The organism is Streptomyces sp. NPDC028910 (genome assembly GCF_055564955.1).
In genome coordinates this window covers 119,729-136,927 of record NZ_JBVHVF010000016.1, presented here as the reverse complement: position 1 = coordinate 136,927, position 17,199 = coordinate 119,729, and the positions used below count along the sequence as shown (strand labels likewise).

The 17,199-nt window shown below is 69.9% G+C and carries 12 protein-coding genes; 7 read left to right on the top strand and 5 right to left on the bottom strand.

Going from position 1 to position 17,199, the window contains the following annotated elements:
* Position 1: 1 nt before the first annotated feature.
* Entirely contained in the window at positions 2-658 is a 657-nt protein-coding gene (locus ACZ4TV_RS20540) for a potassium channel family protein (protein WP_468136115.1), read from the bottom strand.
* Between the two features lie 58 nt (positions 659-716).
* Positions 717-2,090, bottom strand: a complete 1,374-nt coding sequence (locus ACZ4TV_RS20535; RefSeq protein WP_468136114.1) for a TrkH family potassium uptake protein — start codon at positions 2,088-2,090, stop codon at positions 717-719.
* 192 nt (positions 2,091-2,282) lie between these two features.
* Here ACZ4TV_RS20535 and ACZ4TV_RS20530 point away from each other — a divergent pair, with 192 nt between their 5' ends.
* Positions 2,283-5,147, top strand: a complete 2,865-nt coding sequence (locus tag ACZ4TV_RS20530) for a SpoIIE family protein phosphatase (RefSeq protein ID WP_468136113.1) — start codon at positions 2,283-2,285, stop codon at positions 5,145-5,147.
* Positions 5,148-5,268: 121 nt separating this feature from the next.
* A complete protein-coding gene (locus ACZ4TV_RS20525; protein ID WP_468136112.1) occupies positions 5,269-6,417 on the top strand; it encodes an ABC transporter substrate-binding protein in 1,149 nt (382 codons plus the stop codon).
* A 55-nt stretch (positions 6,418-6,472) separates the two neighbouring features.
* On the opposite strand, the gene ACZ4TV_RS20520 is transcribed toward ACZ4TV_RS20525, so the two are convergent.
* Positions 6,473-8,536 carry a SpoIIE family protein phosphatase gene (locus tag ACZ4TV_RS20520; protein WP_468136111.1) on the bottom strand — a complete coding sequence of 688 codons (2,064 nt, stop codon included), beginning with the start codon at positions 8,534-8,536 and terminating at the stop codon, positions 6,473-6,475.
* A 248-nt stretch (positions 8,537-8,784) separates the two neighbouring features.
* On the opposite strand from ACZ4TV_RS20520, the gene ACZ4TV_RS20515 reads away from it, so the two are divergent.
* The gene (locus tag ACZ4TV_RS20515) at positions 8,785-9,519 is read left to right on the top strand and encodes a DUF899 domain-containing protein (RefSeq protein ID WP_468136110.1); all 735 of its coding nucleotides are present in this window, start codon (positions 8,785-8,787) and stop codon (positions 9,517-9,519) included.
* 127 nt (positions 9,520-9,646) lie between these two features.
* On the top strand, positions 9,647-10,477 hold the full coding sequence (locus ACZ4TV_RS20510) for a DUF2182 domain-containing protein (RefSeq protein ID WP_468136109.1): 831 nt from the start codon (positions 9,647-9,649) through the stop codon (positions 10,475-10,477).
* Positions 10,478-10,582: 105 nt separating this feature from the next.
* On the opposite strand, the gene ACZ4TV_RS20505 is transcribed toward ACZ4TV_RS20510, so the two are convergent.
* Entirely contained in the window at positions 10,583-11,206 is a 624-nt protein-coding gene (locus ACZ4TV_RS20505) for a DUF1326 domain-containing protein (protein WP_468136108.1), read from the bottom strand.
* A gap of 462 nt (positions 11,207-11,668) precedes the next feature.
* Between ACZ4TV_RS20505 and ACZ4TV_RS20500 the strand changes: the two genes are divergently transcribed.
* Positions 11,669-12,322, top strand: coding sequence for a DUF1326 domain-containing protein (locus tag ACZ4TV_RS20500; RefSeq protein ID WP_468136107.1), 654 nt, complete (start codon positions 11,669-11,671; stop codon positions 12,320-12,322).
* Between the two features lie 83 nt (positions 12,323-12,405).
* Here ACZ4TV_RS20500 and ACZ4TV_RS20495 read toward each other — a convergent pair whose 3' ends face one another.
* Positions 12,406-13,989 carry a carbohydrate-binding protein gene (locus ACZ4TV_RS20495; protein WP_468136106.1) on the bottom strand — a complete coding sequence of 528 codons (1,584 nt, stop codon included), beginning with the start codon at positions 13,987-13,989 and terminating at the stop codon, positions 12,406-12,408.
* Positions 13,990-14,466: 477 nt separating this feature from the next.
* On the opposite strand from ACZ4TV_RS20495, the gene chvE reads away from it, so the two are divergent.
* Both chvE and mmsA read left to right on the top strand, forming a co-directional pair.
* On the top strand, positions 14,467-15,549 hold the full coding sequence (gene chvE, locus ACZ4TV_RS20490; RefSeq protein ID WP_468136150.1) for a multiple monosaccharide ABC transporter substrate-binding protein: 1,083 nt from the start codon (positions 14,467-14,469) through the stop codon (positions 15,547-15,549).
* Between the two features lie 99 nt (positions 15,550-15,648).
* A complete protein-coding gene (gene mmsA / locus ACZ4TV_RS20485) occupies positions 15,649-17,196 on the top strand; it encodes a multiple monosaccharide ABC transporter ATP-binding protein (RefSeq protein ID WP_468136105.1) in 1,548 nt (515 codons plus the stop codon).
* The last annotated feature ends 3 nt before the right edge of the window (positions 17,197-17,199 follow it).

The window sequence follows — 17,199 nt, the reverse complement described above, 5'->3', positions numbered from 1 at the left end:
CTCAGCCGAGTTCGGCGAACGCCTCCACCGCGGGGGTCTTGCCCGTGACGATGATGACGTCGCCCTTCTCGACCACGGTCTCCGCGGTGGCGTAGGTGAAGTCCTGGCCGGGGCGCTTGATACCGACGACGGTGATGCCGTAGCGGGACCGTACCGCGCTCTGGCCGAGGGGCACTCCCGTGATCGAGTTCGGGGTGACGGTCTTGACCAGGGCGTAGTCGTCATCGAACTCGATGAAGTCGAGCATGCGGCCGGTGACGAGATGGGCGACGCGTTCGCCCATCTGGTGTTCGGGCAGGACGACGTGGTGGACGCCGAGACGTTCGAGGATCTGGCCGTGTTGGCGGCTGATGGCCTTGGCCCAGATGTTGGGGACCTCCTCGTCGAGGAGGTTGGTGGCGATGAGGATGCTGGCCTCGATGTCGGTGCCGATCGCCACGACCACACTGGGAAACTCTCCTACTCCGAGCTGGCGCAGCACCTCGGGGTCGGTGCAGTCGGCCACGGCGGAGTGGGTGAGGACGTCGCTGTGCTTCTGCACGAGCGCGGGATCGGTGTCGATGCCCAGTACGTCCCAGTCGCGGCGGGTCAGCTCGTTCGCCAGCGAACTGCCGAACCGGCCGAGCCCGATGACGGCCACGCGCTGGTCCCTTGCCATGCGGCCCCCGTGACCCGGGGTCCGCTTGCGGCGACGACGGCGCAGGGGGTTCAGGTGGTTACCCAATGACGGGTCGCTCCTCGGGTAGCTGGTATCGGCGGGTCCGCTCGCGCAGGGCGAGGGAGGAGACGAGGGTGATCGGCCCGAGGCGGCCGACGAACATGAGCAGGACCAGGATCAACTGGCCGGAGACCGGAACGTCGGCCGTGATGCCGGTGGTCAGTCCGACGGTGGCGAAGGCGGAGACGGCTTCGAACAGTACGGCCTCCGCCGGGGCCTTGGTGACGGTCAGCAGGGCGAGGGTGGCGGCGACGACCAGGCCGATGCCGAGCAGCGCCACGGTCAGTGCCTGGCGCAGGGCGTGCGGGGCGAGACGGCGGCCCATGACGGTGGAGTTGGGCTCACCGCGCACCTCGGCCAGCATCGCGGCGGCCAGGACGGCGAACGTGGTGACCTTGATGCCGCCGGCGGTGCCCGCGCTGCCGCCGCCGATGAACATCAGCGTGCAGGTGAACAGGACGGTCGAGGCGTTCAGGGCGCCCATGTCGATGGCGTTGAAACCGGCGGTGCGGCTCATCGCGGAGTGGAAGAACCCGTTGAGGATCTTCTGGTCCCAGTCGAACGAGCCGAGCGTCCCGGCGTTGGTCCACTCCAGCAGGCAGGTCAGGACGGTGCCCACCACCAGCAGGACGGCGGAGGTGACCAGGGTGAGCCTGGTGTGCAGCGACCAGTTGCGGCGGCCGGTGGTGCGCCGCCGGGTGCGGTGGCGCAGGATCTCCAGCAGGACGGGGAAGCCGAGGCCTCCGAGGATCACGGCCACTGCGATCGGGAGCGTGACCCACGGGTCCCGGGCGTAGGGGACGAGGTTGTCGCCGTGCAGGCCGAATCCGGCGTTGTTGAACGCCGAGACCGCGTGGAAGAACCCGGAGTACGCGGCCTCGCCGGGCGAGCGGTCGTAACCGAAGCGCAGCCGCAGGGCGAGGAACGCGCCCACGGCGAGCTCGACGGTCAACGTGCACGCGGCGACTCCGAGCAGGACACGCCGTACGTCGCCCAGGCCCAGGCTCCTGGTCTCCGCCGCCGCGGTCAGCTGCATCCGCAGCCGGAGTTTTCCGGAGACCAGAAGGGCCAGCAAAGAGGCCATCGTCATGATGCCGAAGCCGCCGACCTGGATGAGGGCCAGGATGACGCCTTCGCCGAAACCGCTCCAGTGGGTGGCGGTGTCCACGATCACCAGCCCGGTCACGCACACGGCGGAGGTGGACGTGAACAGCGCGGTGACGGGGCTGGTGACGGAACCGTCCGTCGAGGCGGCCGGCAGCATCAGCAGGCCCGTGCCGACGGCGATGGCCAGCGTGAACGCCGACACCACCGTGCGCGCGGGATGGGCGGTGAACACCGCGTGCCACACCCGTGCCGTACGACCCGTCACGTGGCGTCCTTCCCTCCGACCGGCACCGCCTACCTCGTGGGCAGCATGCCGTCCGGAGCAGTGACAACCGAGGAGGCGGGCACGGCCGCATGAGCGTGTCGCAGCGCCGGCCCCCCGTTCCTCCGGATCGCTACGGCTCGGCGGCCGTCGCTCCCCGCTGCCGATGACCCCTGGAGGTTAGAAAATTGGAGTATGACCGACCTCCTTGGACATTTCCGGCGTCGGCTGCCCGGCTCGACCACGAGCTCTTCCTCTCCCCCTCGGCGTCCCCGCTCAGGGGACCACCAGGACCATCAGGACCACCACGACCATCAGGAGCATCAGGAGGACGCCCAGCCTCCCAACGGAGGCGCGCGGCGGCCGCAGCGCCTGTCCTCCCTGTTCAGCGCGCGCAGCGTCGCCGGCGAGGTGTTCCTCCTGCAGCTGGCCGTCGTGGTGCTTCTCGTCGCCGCCGCGGTGGTGGCGCTCGTGGTGCAGGCCCGGAGCGCCGGCATGCTGGACGCCCGGCACCGTACGCTCGCCGCCGCCGGAACGTTCGCGGAATCTCCGGGAATCGTCCCGGCCCTGCGCAGCCCCCAGCCGAGCACCGTGCTGCAGCCGAGGGCCGAGGCGGCCCGCAAGATCGCCGGGGTCGACGGCATCAACGTGTACACGCTCGACGGGGTCACCCTCACCCACCGCGATCCGGAACAGATCGGGAAACACGTCGTCGGCCCCTTCGCCGCGGCGGCGGCCGGCAGGTCCTTCACCGAGACGTTCGAAGGGTCCCTGGGGCGTTCCGTGGTCTCGGTGGTCCCCGTCAAGGACTCCGACGGCTCCGTGATCGCCGTCGTCTCCTCCCCGGTCACGGTCCAGAACGTCCAGGGCATGGTGAACCGGCAGCTGCCGGTCGTCCTCGGCAGCGCGGCCGGGGTGCTCGCCCTGTCCGCGGGCGGGACGGCTCTGGTGAGCCGTCGGCTGCTGCGCCGGACCCACGGCCTGGGACCGGCCGAGATGACGAGGATGTACGAGCACCACGACGCGGTGCTGCACGCGGTGCGAGAAGGCGTACTGATCGTCGGCGGTGACGGACGGCTGCTGCTGGCCAATGACGAGGCGCGGCGGCTGCTGGACCTGCCGGCGGACGCGGAAGGGCGACCCGTCACGGACCTGGGCCTGGAGGAGGGGATCGCCGATCCGATCGCATCGGGCCGTTCCGCGACCGACGAGCTGCACATGGCAGCCGATCGGCTGCTGGCGGTGAACATCCGGCCCACCGACCCCTACGGGAAGGCCGGGACCGTCGTCACGCTGCGGGACACCACCGAGCTGCGGGCACTCGCCGGCAGGGCCGAGGTGGCCCGCGAGCGGCTGAAACTGCTCTACGACGCGGGGGTGCGGGTCGGCACGACGCTGAACGTGGAGCGCACCGCGGAGGAACTGGCGCAGGCGGCGGTCCCGCGCTTCGCCGACGTGGTCACCGTCGACCTGCTGGACCCGGTGCTGCGCGGCGAGGAGCCGCCCGAAGCGAGCACGGAGATGCGCCGCACCGCCGTCGTCGGCCTTCAGGGCGACCACCCGCTCTCCCCCGTCGGCGAGCTGATCCGGTTCGCTCCCACGGGTCCCATGGCCGCCGCGCTGGCCGGCGGCCATGCGGTCCTGGAGGCGGACCTGCGCGCCACGCACCGCTGGCGGGCCCAGGACCAGGCCAACGCCCAGCAGATCCTGGACCGCGGCATCCGCTCGCTGATCGTCGTGCCCCTGCGGGCCCGGGGCGTGGTGCTGGGGCTGACCGGCTACTGGCGGGGGCAGGACTCCCCGCCGTTCGACGAGGAGGAAGTGTCCTTCGCCGAGGAGCTGACCGCCCGGGCGGCACTGTCCATCGACAATGCCCGCCGTTACACCCGCGAGCACAACATGGCCGTCACGCTGCAGCGCAGCCTGCTGCCCCGGGGCGTACCGGAGCAGTCCGCCGTCGAGGTCGCGCACCGCTATCTCGCCGCTCAGGCCGGGGTGGGCGGTGACTGGTTCGATGTCATCCCGCTGCCCGGCGCCCGAGTGGCCCTGGTGGTCGGCGACGTCGTCGGCCACGGTCTCCACGCCGCCGCCACCATGGGGCGCCTGCGCACCGCCGTATACAACTTCTCCACCCTCGACCTGCCCCCGGACGAACTCCTGAGCCACCTGGACGAACTGGTCACCCACATCGACACCGACGAGCAGGGGTGGCAGGGGATCACCGGAGCCACCTGCCTGTGCGCCATCTACGATCCCGTCTCGGGTCAGGTGACGGCCGCCACCGCCGGGCATCCGGGCCCCGCTCTGGTCCGCCCCGACGGAACCGTGTCCTTCCCCGAGGTGCCGGTCTCCCCGCCGCTGGGCCTGGGCGAGGGCCTGCCCATGGAGAGCATGACGCTCACCCTGCCCGAAGGCTCCCGCCTGGCACTCTTCACCGACGGGCTGATCGAGAGCCGCGACCGCGATCCGGACGCGGGCCTGGCGGCGCTGCGCGCCGCCCTGGCCGGGCCCGCCCGCACCCCGGAGGAAACCTGCACCGTGGTGATCGACGCGATGCTGCCCAGCAGGCCCGTCGACGACGTCGCGCTGCTGGTGGCCCGCACCCGCCGACTGGACCCCGCGCGGATCGCCGAGTGGGACGTGCCCCCCGACCCCGCGGCGGTGTCCCGGGTGCGGGGCGCCTGCGCGCGCCGGCTGGCGGACTGGGGCCTGGAGGACATCGCCTTCACCACGGAACTCATCCTCAGCGAGCTGCTCACCAACGCCATCCGCTACGGCACCGAGCCCATCGGGGTGAGGCTGCTGTACGACCGCAGCCTGATCTGCGAGGTCGCCGACGGGTCCAGTACCTCCCCGCACCCGCGCCGGGCCGAGGCCACCGACGAGGGCGGCCGCGGCCTGTTCCTCGTCGCGCAGTTCGCCGAGCGCTGGGGCACCCGCTACACCGCCCGCGGCAAGATCATCTGGAGTGAGCAGGCCCTCCACGACGGGGCCGCACCGCCCGCGATGGATCTCGGGGAGTCGCTCCTGGCCGCGTGGGGGGACGACGAGGGGTTCTGACACGCGCCGGTACGGCAGCCGCAGGGCGGAGAGCGGACACCACCCTCCGGGACTGCGCTGCCGAGGCCTGCGAACGTACGCTGGCCTCGATCAGTACGCGACCGCCCGTTATGGAGCCTTCGTGCCCGTATCCCGTCTCCGGACAGCCTCCGTCGCCGTCTGCCTGGCCCTTGCGGCGGCGCCCCTCGGCGCCTGCGGGGACAAACCCACCCCCGCGCCCAGAGCGCCCGCGGTCGCCACCTCCGCCGCGGACGCCGGCGGCATGGCGGCACTGACCGCAGCGGCGAAGAAGGAGGGCTCGCTCAACACGATCGCCCTCCCGGGCGACTGGGCCAACTACGGCGCCCTGATCCACGGCTTCGAGAAGAAGTACGGGATCAAGGTCATGGTGGAGAACCCGGAAGGTACCAGCCAGGACGAGATCGACGCCCTGAAGGAGCACAGGGGCGGGGGCCGCGCCCCCGACGTGATCGACGTGGGGGGCTCGTTCGCGCAGTCCGCGGCCCGGCAGGGCCTGCTCGCTCCGTACGAGGTCGCCGCGTACGACCGGATCCCCAAGGAACAGAAGGACCCGCGGGCCCGCTGGTACAACAACTACGGCGGGTACATCTCGATCGGCTGTGACGCCAAGCGCGTCAGGACCTGCCCCTCGACCTTCGCCGATCTGCGCAAGCCCGAGTACAAGGGCCAGGTCGCGCTCAACGGCGACCCCACCAAGTCCGGCTCGGCCTTCGCCGGCGTCTATGCGGCGGCCCTGGCGAACGGGGGCTCCTTCGACGACATCCAGCCCGGCATCGACTTCTTCGCCGAGCTCAGAAAGAACGGCAACTTCATCCCGGTCGAATCCACCCCGGCCACGATCGCGAAGGGCCAGACCCCCATCAGCATCGACTGGGATTACCTCAACCTCGGATACGCCGACGAATTCCGCGCGAAGGGCACGGACGTCGACTGGCGGACCGCCATCCCCTTCGACGGCAGCTTCGCCGAGTACTACGCGAACGGGGTGAACAAGGACGCCCCGCACCCCGCGGCGGCACGTCTGTGGCAGGAGTACGTCTTCAGTCCGGAAGGCCAGAACATGCGGCTCGGCGCCTATGCGCGCCCCGTGCTCATGGACGCCATGGAGAAGGACGGCACCCTCGACAAGGCCGCCGCGGAGAAACTGCCGACGGTGGAGGGCACGCCGGCGTTTCCGACGGAGGCACAGACGGAGAAGGCGAGAGCGACCGTCAGCCGCGGCTGGGCCGGGGCCGTCGCCCCGAGCTGAGGACCGGGGCGCGGCGCCCGGTTCCGCCCTTCGGACGCACACGCGACACACCTCCTCAAGGGGCGCGGCGGACGCGGGCGAGGACGAGAACCGTGTCGTCGGCCGGCGGGGTGGGGAGCAGGCTCGTGAGAACGCGGTCGGCCATTGCTTCCAGCCCTCCCGGGGCTCTGCCCAGTTCGGCGCGCAGTGCCTTCAGGCCGACGTCGAGGTCACCGCCACGGGTCTCGATCAGGCCGTCGGTGTAGAGGGCGAGAACCGCGTTTCCGGGGAGTTCTATCTCGATCGACCGGAACGGCCGGCCGCCGACGCCGAGCGGGACTCCCAGAACGTCGTCGAGGGTCTCCACCGTGCCGTCCGGCCGCAGGACCAGGGGCGGGGGGTGGCCGGCGCTGGCGATGCGGGCGCGTCCGCTCTTCGGGTCGTAGACGATGTACAGGCACGTCGCCAGCTCGATGCCGGCCTCCTGGGCACAAGCGTCGAGCTCGGTGAGCAGGTCGTCGGGCTCGCTGTGGTGCCGGGCCAGAGCCTTGGTGGTGATACGAAGGCGGCCCATGGCCGCGGCGGCCGACACCCCGTGCCCCATCACGTCGCCCACCACGAGGGCGACCCGGCCGTCGGGCAGGTCGATCACGTCGTACCAGTCACCGCCGACCTCGGTGATCCGGCTGCCGGGCACGTACCGGTGGGCCACCTCCACGTACGGGCTGGTCGCCAGCGCGGTCGGCAGCAGCGCCCGCTGCAGGGTGAGGGCGATGTCCTGGACGCGGCTGTAGAGGCGGGCGTTGTCCAGGCAGATCGCGGCGCGCGAGGCGAGCTCCCCGGCCAGGCTGACATCCTCCCGGGTGAAGGCCGGCCGGCCCGCGGACCGGCCGAACATGGCGATTCCCTGGACCGTGCCCCTGGCGATGAGCGGGGCGACGAGAACGCAGGCCACACCGCTCTCGACCATGAGTCGTGCGCGTGACTCGGTGAGGACGGTCCGGGCCACGAACTCCTCGTCCACCGCGGCGGAGATGGCGCGACCGGTCCTCAGCATGTCGTGGATGACGGAGCCGGGCGGATACCGCACCGACTCCACTCCGCTCACGAGCTCGGTGGCCGGAGGGGGCAGGATCGTTCCGGAGGCGATCCGGCGGGTGAAGAGCGGCCGCGCCGGGTCAAAGTCCTCCGTCTCGTCCATCCACTCCACGACTTCGACCACGGCGCCGTCGCAGAAGTCCGGCATCGACGCGTCGACCAGCTCCTGGGCGGTGACGTTCACGTCCAGGGTGGTCCCGATCCGCGTGGAGGCCCCGTCCAGCAGAGCCAGCCGCCGACGGTTGGCGGTGGCTTCCAGGATGGCCTGCTCCCGGTCGGTCACGTCGAGCATCAGCCCGCCCACTCCGGGGCGCGAGCCGACCGCCTGGCTGAGGGGGAAGAAACTCACCGACCGCACCTGGTCACGGTCCGGATGCCCCCGCGTGCGCATGCCCACCAGCGCCCCCACGACCGGCGCTCCGCCCAGCGCGACGGCGCGGAGCAGGCGCTCGTACTCGCCGCCGTCGGACATGATCATGACTTCGTCCATGCGCCGCCCGAGGTGCGCCTCGATCGGGAGGCCGTCCATATCGGCGAGCGCCTGGTTGAGGTGAACGTACCGGAGGTCCGGGTCGAGCATGACCAGGCCGATGGGGCAGGTCTCGAAGAGGGCGTCGAGGAAGGCGAGGTTGGTCTTGACCCGATCGAGCTCGTCACTACGGCTCGCCAGGACCATCACCATCGAAGGTCCACCGGTTCCGGTCATGGAGAAGGCCCGGAAGCCGCAGTCGAAGACGGTGCCGTCACGATGCCGGGCCGGCAGCCGACCCCTCCAGTACCCCTGGGTCCGGCCTCGCTCCGTCAGCGAGGCGCACGGATCGGACGCGCCCGGGGGCGCGTCGGCGAAGAGGAGAGCGCCCGGCTTCGACAGGATCGCGGCGGAGTCGTACCCGAAGAGGTCCGTCGCGCCCGGCCCCCAGTAACAGACGAGATCGCCGTCATCGATACCGAAGACGGCTACGGGCACATGCTGGAGCAGCACCCCCGGCTCGGACCAGAACGGGCCGTGAGCCTTCTCGCCCCCCGGCCGCGCCGATGGCACGAGACGTCCCCTTCCACTCGCCGCTCCATCCATTATCCGGACACCGCGGGCGTTCTGCGGTGCGAAATGCGCCGTGGAGAGGAACGGACCGGACGGCTCGGCCCGTGCCTCGCCGAGTCGGTGTGCGGCACCACGGGGGTTCTGTGCATGGTGGACGTAGGGCCGGGACGGGGGCCGGGACGGGTACGCCGGTGCGGGCACGGCTGACAGCGATGCGGTGTTCTGCTCCCACACAGGAGGGAAAGGCCATGCCCGAGCACAGGGTCGGCACGCAGGAGGAATTCGAGGCTGCCCGGGACGAGCTGCTCGTGGAGGAGAAGAAACTCACCCGACGCGGCGACGAGCTCGCGCGCAGGCGGCGGGAGCTTCCCTGGGTGCCGGTGGTGAAGGACTACAGCTTCGAGACCGAGGCCGGGACCAAGTCGCTCGCGGACCTTTTCGACGGGCGCTCGCAGCTGCTCGTCTACCACTTCATGTTCGGCCCGCCGTACGAGGCCGGATGTACGGTCTGCTCCTCGATCGCGGACACCCTCGACCCCAACGTGGTCCACCTCAAGGCCCGCGACGTCACCCTCGTCTGCTCCTCGCGGGCGCCGCTCGACAAGCTCCTCGCCTACAGGAAGCGGATGGGCTGGAGCTTCGACTGGGTCTCCACCGTCGGCAGCGACTTCCACCGCGACCTCGGCTTCCTGTACACCGAGGAGGAGCTGAGGCCGTTCCTCGACGGCGAGATCCCGCCGACCGTGAGCCGGATGGCGGCGGCGTCCGGCACGGACGTGCTCGGGTACGTCACCGAGGGGCCCGGGCTGAGCTCCTACGCGCTGTCGGAGGGCACCGTCTACCGGACGTACGTCACCACCGCGCGCGGCCTCGAACTGGCCATGCCCTACTACGGCCTCCTCGACCGCACGCCGATGGGCCGCCACGAGGACGGCGAGGAGATGTTCTGGCTGCGCCGCCACGACGAGTACGGGAAGACCTGAGCCGGCCCTGCTCCCGGCCGGCCCCCAGGTTTTGGGCCTCCCCGTTCTGTGATCTGCTGGAGGTGTCGTCCGACCCGTCTCAGCCCCGCCAGGACGGCTCACGTCTCACGTCCTTGGGAGGCGTTCCATGCCGCACCTGCGCCCGGCGCCGCCGGCGCCCACGCGACCGGGAGTTCTCCTGCCGGCGCGCGATCTGGGCGTCGCGTGGGTCCTGATGGTGCTGATCGCGGCCCTGGCGTGGGTGCTCACCGTCGGCCAGTCCCGTCACATGGGGATGGAGCCCGGCACCATGGGTCTGGCGCTCCCCCTCTTCCTGCTGCTCTGGGTGGTCATGATGGCGGCCATGATGCTGCCCTCGGTGGCGCCGGTGGCCATCACGTGGGTGCGGGGGATCAACCGCCGCTCGGCGGGATCCGCCCGCGTGCTCCGGATCGCCGAGTTCGTGGGCGGCTATCTCCTCGCGTGGACCGCGTTCGGCCTGCTCGCCTACGGCGCCCTGGCCGCGGCCGGGCACCTGGCGGACCGCGATCCGGGGACGGCCCGCTGGATCGGCGCCGGCGTGTTCCTCCTCGCGGCGGTTCAGCAGTTCGGGCCGCTGAAACGCGTCTGCCTGCGGCACTGCCGTAACCCGATGTTCCAGCTTCTCCAGTACTCACGCTTCCGGCCCTGGGCCAAGGACCTGCGGGTGGGCATGCACCACGGGCTCTACTGCGTCGGCTGCTGCTGGGGACTGATGATCGTCCTGATCCCGCTCGGGGTCATGAACGTGGCCGTGATGGCAGGGCTGGCGGCCGTGATCTTCCTGGAGAAACTCTGGCGGCAGGGGCCCTGGCTCGCCTGGGCCGTGGGCCTCGTGTTCCTCGTCCTGGCCGTGCTCGCCCCCTTCCAGGACTGGCTGCTGCCCGGCCTGGAGATGTCCGACTCGCACATGGACGAGATGTCCGGCTGGACGCGATGAGCGATCACCGTGCGCCCGCGCGGGATCGCCGTGCGCCTGCGCGGGAGGCGGCCCGCACGGCCCTCCTCCCGCGCCAGCCACGAAATCGATCGTTGCCCGGTTGACTCAACCCCGTCCGGTGGGCGCCCCCTCAGGCGCTTCGCTGGAGAAGGCGTAGTCGGACGTCTCGCCGTACGCGGCGTCGAACGACAGCCCGAAGGCGTTCGAGTTACCGGTGGTGCGGCCCAGCGTGAATTCCGGAGCGAAGCCGAACATCGCGTTCTTCATCGTCGTGGGCCCACCGTCCGGCCCCCTGAGCGGTTCGAACGACAGCTCGGTCTTCCCGGCGACGCTGAGTCGCGGCGTCTCACCGTCCGACAGCGAGATGCTCGCCCGCTCCACGCCCAGGATTTCGCCGTAGAACTGCGAAAGTTCGCCGAACGCACCGCCTTCGCGTCCGGACACGATGCGTTCCAGAGCATCGGCTTGTTCGTCGGTGGCCCCGTCGTTGATGACGAACGCGACCTTCCAGTTGCCGGAGGTGAGGTTGGAGGGGAAGTGGTTGTAGAGGACGAAGTCCACCCCGGACAGGTCCACATCGTCCAGGCGCCCTTCTTCCACATGGAAGGCGGCGCAGCCGAGGCATTCCTCACGCCCCTGCGGGTCGCGTGGCGTCGCGTCGACGGCGCAGCCGCACACGACCGCGCATGAGCAACCCGCCAGGTAGTTGCCGGAAATACTCCACGTCATGACTGCTCCCGATGGCCTTGACGGTTGCCGTCGTCCGATGGCGCGGACGACGCTGGGCGTCGAGAGCGGCGGGTGGGGAACGAGCGGCCGGCGGAGCGAACACACCGGGGGACACGAAGGTGCACCGGCCCCGGGCAACGGCGTCGCAGGACGCCCCGCTGCCCCTTGGCGCGGTGCGAGCCTCCATGATCGACCTGCTCCACGGGTAGTTGTCCGCCCCCGGGAGTCCTCCTCCTTCAAGGCTAGAGGTGTCCCCGGAGGGTGTACAGATCACGCCTTGCCTCGTCCGGAGGCGCACGCGCGTGCCGCGCCCGGAGCCGCCGCCCGGGCTTTCGCCCCCATGGCGGCGGGAGGAGAATTGAGTGACTCACACAACGCCTGTTGACGTCCGGCTCGGCGCGGCGATCGCCGACGTGATCCCCGCCTGCGCGGGACACGAGGAGGCGACGAGGAGGCGACGAGATGTCCGAGACGACCACGACCGTTCCGAGATGGCACGCGGCCGGAGACTGGTTCGACACGTGCAGGTGCAATGTCCCTTGCCCTTGCTCCTTTGCCCAGCTGCCCACCTACGGTGAATGCGATGGCGTCCTGGCCTGGCACATACGCGAGGGTAACTACGGTGATGTGCCGCTGGACGGCCTCAACGTGGTGATGCTCGGCTCCTTCGTCGGCAATGTGTGGGCCGAGCACACCGACTCCTACGCGGCGGTGTTCCTCGACGAGCGCGCCGACGACGCACAGCGTGAAGCCCTGCAGATGATCTTCGGTGGCCAGGCCGGCAGCTGGCCCGCCGAAATGGTGGGCATGATGGCCGCCGAGATGCGGGGCATGGACTTCGCCCCCATCCAGATCGAGGTCGACGAGGACCTCGGCGGCTGGCGGGCCACGATCCCCGGCCGGGTCGAGGCGAACGGCGTGGCACTCACCGGACCGACCACTCCGGAGGGCGCGCGGGTCCAGTCGACCAACCTGCCGGGCTCGGAGACCGGGCCGGGACAGGTCGCGACCTGGGGCCGCTCCACGGCGGACCGCGCCGATGCCTTCGGCTTCTACTGGAGCCGGGAGGGCAAGTCCAGCAAGCACATCACCTTCGACTGGGCGGGCCCCGACTGAGGCGGGCGTTCGCGGAGGCCGGCCGGCCGGTCCATCCGGACCGAACCGGACGGACCTGCCCGGGACGGCGATGCGACGACTGGCTACGGAGATACCGACCGGCCGCCGAACGTGACGGCGAGGCGGCCATCAGCAGCGAAGGACCAGTTCAGGGCGCCGGCATAGGAGGAGCACCGGGACCCGTTGGCACCGGACCAGAACTGGTTCGAGCTGTCGGCGTCGCCGATGGTCCTGTCGTTCGTGCCGCTGCCGCTGCGGCACGAGACGTTGTTGCGGAACACCGAGGTGCCGTCGTCGAACGAATAGTTGCGCTGGGCGTTGTCGATGCTGATGTTGTCCGACACCGACATGGTGCCGGGGTTGCTGTTGTAGGTGAACCCGTGCTTGCCGTTGCGGTAGGCGATGCTGCGCCGGATGACGTGGTCAACCTTGATGTCCTCGCCGCCGAGCTTGTAGCCGTTGCGGTCACCGTTGGAGTTCACGGTGCCGTCGGAGAGGGTGCCGTTGCCGTAGGCGAGGGAGTCCTCGATGGTGACCGGACCGATGGGGCCGGTGTCGGTCTTGGTGTAGAGGTCCCAGCCGTCGTCGATGTTGTGGTGGGCCACGGCGTAGCGGAAGACGTTGCCGGGACCGACAGTGAGCTTCGCCGCGAAACCGTCGGCATCCTCGCCGTCGGAGTCGGCGTTGTCGTGCGACTCCGCGCTCAGGACGAGGTTGTTGGAGGGCCACTGGTCGCGCGGGGTGGTGGAGGCCATCCGCGAGAGTTGCAGCCCGGTGTCCCGGTTGAAGCGCGTCACCGTGCGCTCGAAGACGTTGTTGCTGCCGCCGACGAAGATCCCGTTGTCACCGGCGCGCTCGACGACGATGCCCTTGACGTGCCAGTACGACCCGTTCACGGCAAGCCCGCGGTTCGCCGGATCTTCACTCATGGCCGAGAAGTTCAGCACCGGCTGCTCACCGGGGTAGGCGGACAGCTGTGTGCGGGCACTCGAAGTTCCGTTCTTGCCCTGCGGGATGGTGACCGTTTGGGAGTAGCGGTACGTCCCGCCGCGCAGATAGATCGTCCCGCCGGCAGGGACGCGACTGATCGCCGAGGTGAGCGTCGTCGGGGCCGCCTGCGTGCCTGCCGCGCTGTCGCTGCCGTTGGGCGCCACGTACAGCGCCGTACCCGCCGGTGGCGGGGTGGTGCCGTCCGCCTCGACGTCAAGGGAGTCGATGTTGGGGAGGCCGGCGGAGGTGGTGGGGCTGAGCCGGATGGTGTTGCTGCCCGACCTGACGGGCACCGAGAGCGTCTTCGTCGCCCACGTCGCCCACGTGCTGGTGCTCTCGAACGACGACGACGTGGCCGCCGAGCCGTTCACCGTGACGGCCGCGGGCCTCGCGGTGGCGGTCCCGTTGGCGAAGCGGACCTTCAGTGTCGCGGTGCCCGAGGTGGGGGCGTTGACGGTGAACTGTGCGTAGGCGCCGACCGCGTTGCCGCCGTTGCAGAATCCGCTGCCGGAGTAGCCGGCCCAGTCGGAGTCGATGGTGCCGGTACAGACTGCCGGCGAGCTCTCGGCCTCGTAGCGGACGGCGGCAGCTGCGGCCGTGCCACCGGGCAGCGCCACGAACGCGCCGACCGCGAGGGCGGCGCATACGAGTAAGGACGGGGTGGATCTCGGTTTCATGGGGGGCCTCGTTCTTTCTCCGTGGTCGCCTGCATGCAGGCATGACAGTGCGGCTCTCGACCAAGAAATGAAAGCGCTTGCTACGCGGGCAGCGGCCATGGGCGTGAATGAAGGTGTCACATCCAGGCCGTTCAGGCGCCCTTGCGCCTTTCGGCCGTCCCTTCGCAGGAACGGCATGCGGCTCTCTCGACGAGATTCAGAAAGCGCTTACTACCCTAGAGCGGGGCCATGAGCACGTCAATGAGCGCGGCGCGGCCGGCCTCGGGACAGCCGCCCATGTACCGTCGCGCGGAAATGTTAACGCTCACAATACTAGCGCTCACCGCTCCAGGCCCGCGTCGCACCTACCAGGCGGAAGTCTCCTCCCAAGGCCCTTGACGCCGTTTGTGTGAGCGTTAACACTCAGGTCACGCCAGGCCAGACCCGAGGTCCCGCCGATCGCGGCATACCACTGGAGGAATTGTGCGCAAGGTTTCGATGGGCTTCGCTGCTGCGGGCCTCACGCTGACACTGGCGGCCTGCGGCCAGAGCGCCAACGGCGTCGGCGACGGCGCGAGCGGCGGTGACACCAAGGGCGGTCTCATCGGCATCGCGATGCCCACCAAGTCGTCGGAGCGCTGGATCAACGACGGCAGCAACATGGTCGAGCAGTTCCAGGCCAAGGGCTACAAGACCGACCTCCAGTACGGCGACAACGTCGTCGAGAACCAGGTCTCGCAAATCGAGAACATGATCACCAAGGGCGCCAGACTGCTGGTCGTCGCCGCCATCGACGGCTCCTCGCTCACCGACGTCCTCCAGAAGGCCGCCGATGCCAAGATCCCCGTGATCTCGTACGACCGCCTGATCCGCGGCACCGAGAACGTCGACTACTACGCGACCTTCGACAACTTCAAAGTCGGCGTCCTCCAGGGCACGTACATCGTCGACAAGCTGGACCTCAAGGGCGGCAAGGGCCCGTTCAACGTCGAGCTGTTCGCGGGCTCGCCGGACGACAACAACGCCACCTTCTTCTTCCAGGGCGCGATGAGCGTGCTCCAGCCATACGTGGACGAGAAGAAGCTGGTCGTCCAGAGCGGGCAGACCGGCTTCAACCAGGTCGCCACGCTGCGCTGGGACGGCGGCCTCGCCCAGTCCCGGATGGACAACCTGCTGAGCAAGTCGTACACCTCCGCCCGGGTGGACGCGGTGCTCTCGCCCTACGACGGCATCTCGATCGGCATCCTGTCCTCGCTCAAGGGCGTCGGCTACGGCGGGGCGGGCAAGCCGCTGCCGATCGTCACCGGGCAGGACGCCGAACTGGCCTCGGTGAAGTCCATCCTCGCGGGCGAGCAGACCCAGACCGTCTACAAGGACACCCGCGAGCTGGCCAAGGTCGCGGTGCAGATGGGCGACGCGCTGCTCACCGGCGGCAAGCCCGAGGTGAACGACACGAAGCAGTACGAGAACGGCGCCAAGGTGGTCCCGGCCTACCTGCTGCAGCCGGTCAGCGTGGACAAGGAGAACGTCCGGAAGGTGCTGGTGGACGGCGGGCAGTACACCGCCGACCAGCTCAAGTAGCAGGCGAACCCCCGGGCCACATCGAGTCGGCGGCGCCGGCGGCGGACCGTCCAGAAGAGTCCGCCGCCGGCCCGCCCCCAGAGATACGGATGCACCGCCATGGCCGGACCCGTCCTCGAGATGCGTTCGATCAGCAAGTCCTTCCCCGGCGTCAAGGCGCTCTCGGACGTCAATCTGAGCGTCGCCCCCGGCGAGGTCCACGCCGTCTGCGGCGAGAACGGCGCCGGCAAGTCCACCCTGATGAAGGTGCTGAGCGGGGTCCATCCGCACGGCTCCTACGAGGGCGAGATCGTGTTCCAGGGCGAGCACTGCGCCTTCAAGGACATCCGGTCCAGCGAACGGCGCGGCATCGTGATCATCCACCAGGAGCTCGCCCTGGTGCCCTACCTGTCCATCGCCGAGAACATCTTCCTCGGCAACGAGCACGCCTCCCGCGGCATCATCAGCTGGAACAAGACCCTCACCCACGCCAGGGCCCTGTTGCAGCGCGTCGGCCTGCACGAGAGCCCGCACACCCGGGTCGCGGACATCGGCGTGGGCAAGCAGCAGCTGGTCGAGATCGCCAAGGCGCTCGCCAAGGAGGTCAAGCTGCTGATCCTGGACGAGCCCACGGCCGCCCTGAACGACGAGGACAGCCGCAAGCTGCTCGACCTCATCCTGGAGCTCAGGGCCCAGGGCATCTCCTGCATCATCATCTCGCACAAGCTGGGCGAGATCGCCCGGGTCGCCGACTCCGTCACCATCCTGCGCGACGGCCGGACCATCGAGACCATCGCCGTCGGCACGGAGGGCATTTCCGAGGACCGGATCATCCGGGGCATGGTCGGCCGCGACCTCGAACACCGCTACCCCGAGCGCACCGCGGAGATCGGCGAGGTCGCCTTCGCCGTGGAGGACTGGACCGTCCACCACCCGATCGACCAGCAGCGCAAGGTGGTCGACGGCGTCTCGGTGAACGTACGGCGCGGCGAGATCGTCGGCATCGCGGGCCTGATGGGCGCGGGCCGCACCGAGCTGGCCATGAGCGTCTTCGGCCGCTCGTACGGACGCTACGCGGGCGGCCGGGTCGTGCTGGACGGCAGGGAGATCCGCACCCGCACCGTCCCCGAGGCGATCGGCCACGGGATCGCGTACGTCACCGAGGACCGCAAACACCTCGGGCTCCACCTGATGGACGACATCAGCCGCAACATCTCGCTGAGCGCACTCGGCAAGGTCTCCCGGCGCGGCTGGGTCAACGAGCACGAGGAGACGCGGGTGGCGGAGTCCTTCCGCAGGACCATGGGCATCAAGGCCCCCTCGGTCTTCGCGGAGACCGGAAAGCTGAGCGGCGGCAACCAGCAGAAGGTCGTCCTCAGCAAGTGGATCTTCTCCGAGCCGCAGGTGCTGATCCTCGACGAACCCACGCGGGGAATCGACGTCGGCGCCAAGGCCGAGATCTACGCGGTGATCGCCGAACTCGCCTCCCAGGGCAAGGCGGTGCTGTTCATCTCCTCCGAGCTGCCCGAGCTGCTCGGCATGTGCGACCGCATCTACACGATGGCCGAGGGGCGGCTCACCGGCGAGGTGGACCGCGCGGACGCGACCCAGGAATCACTCATGCGACTCATGACCGTGAGCGCGGCACTCGACGACGAGCAGGTGTAGGGC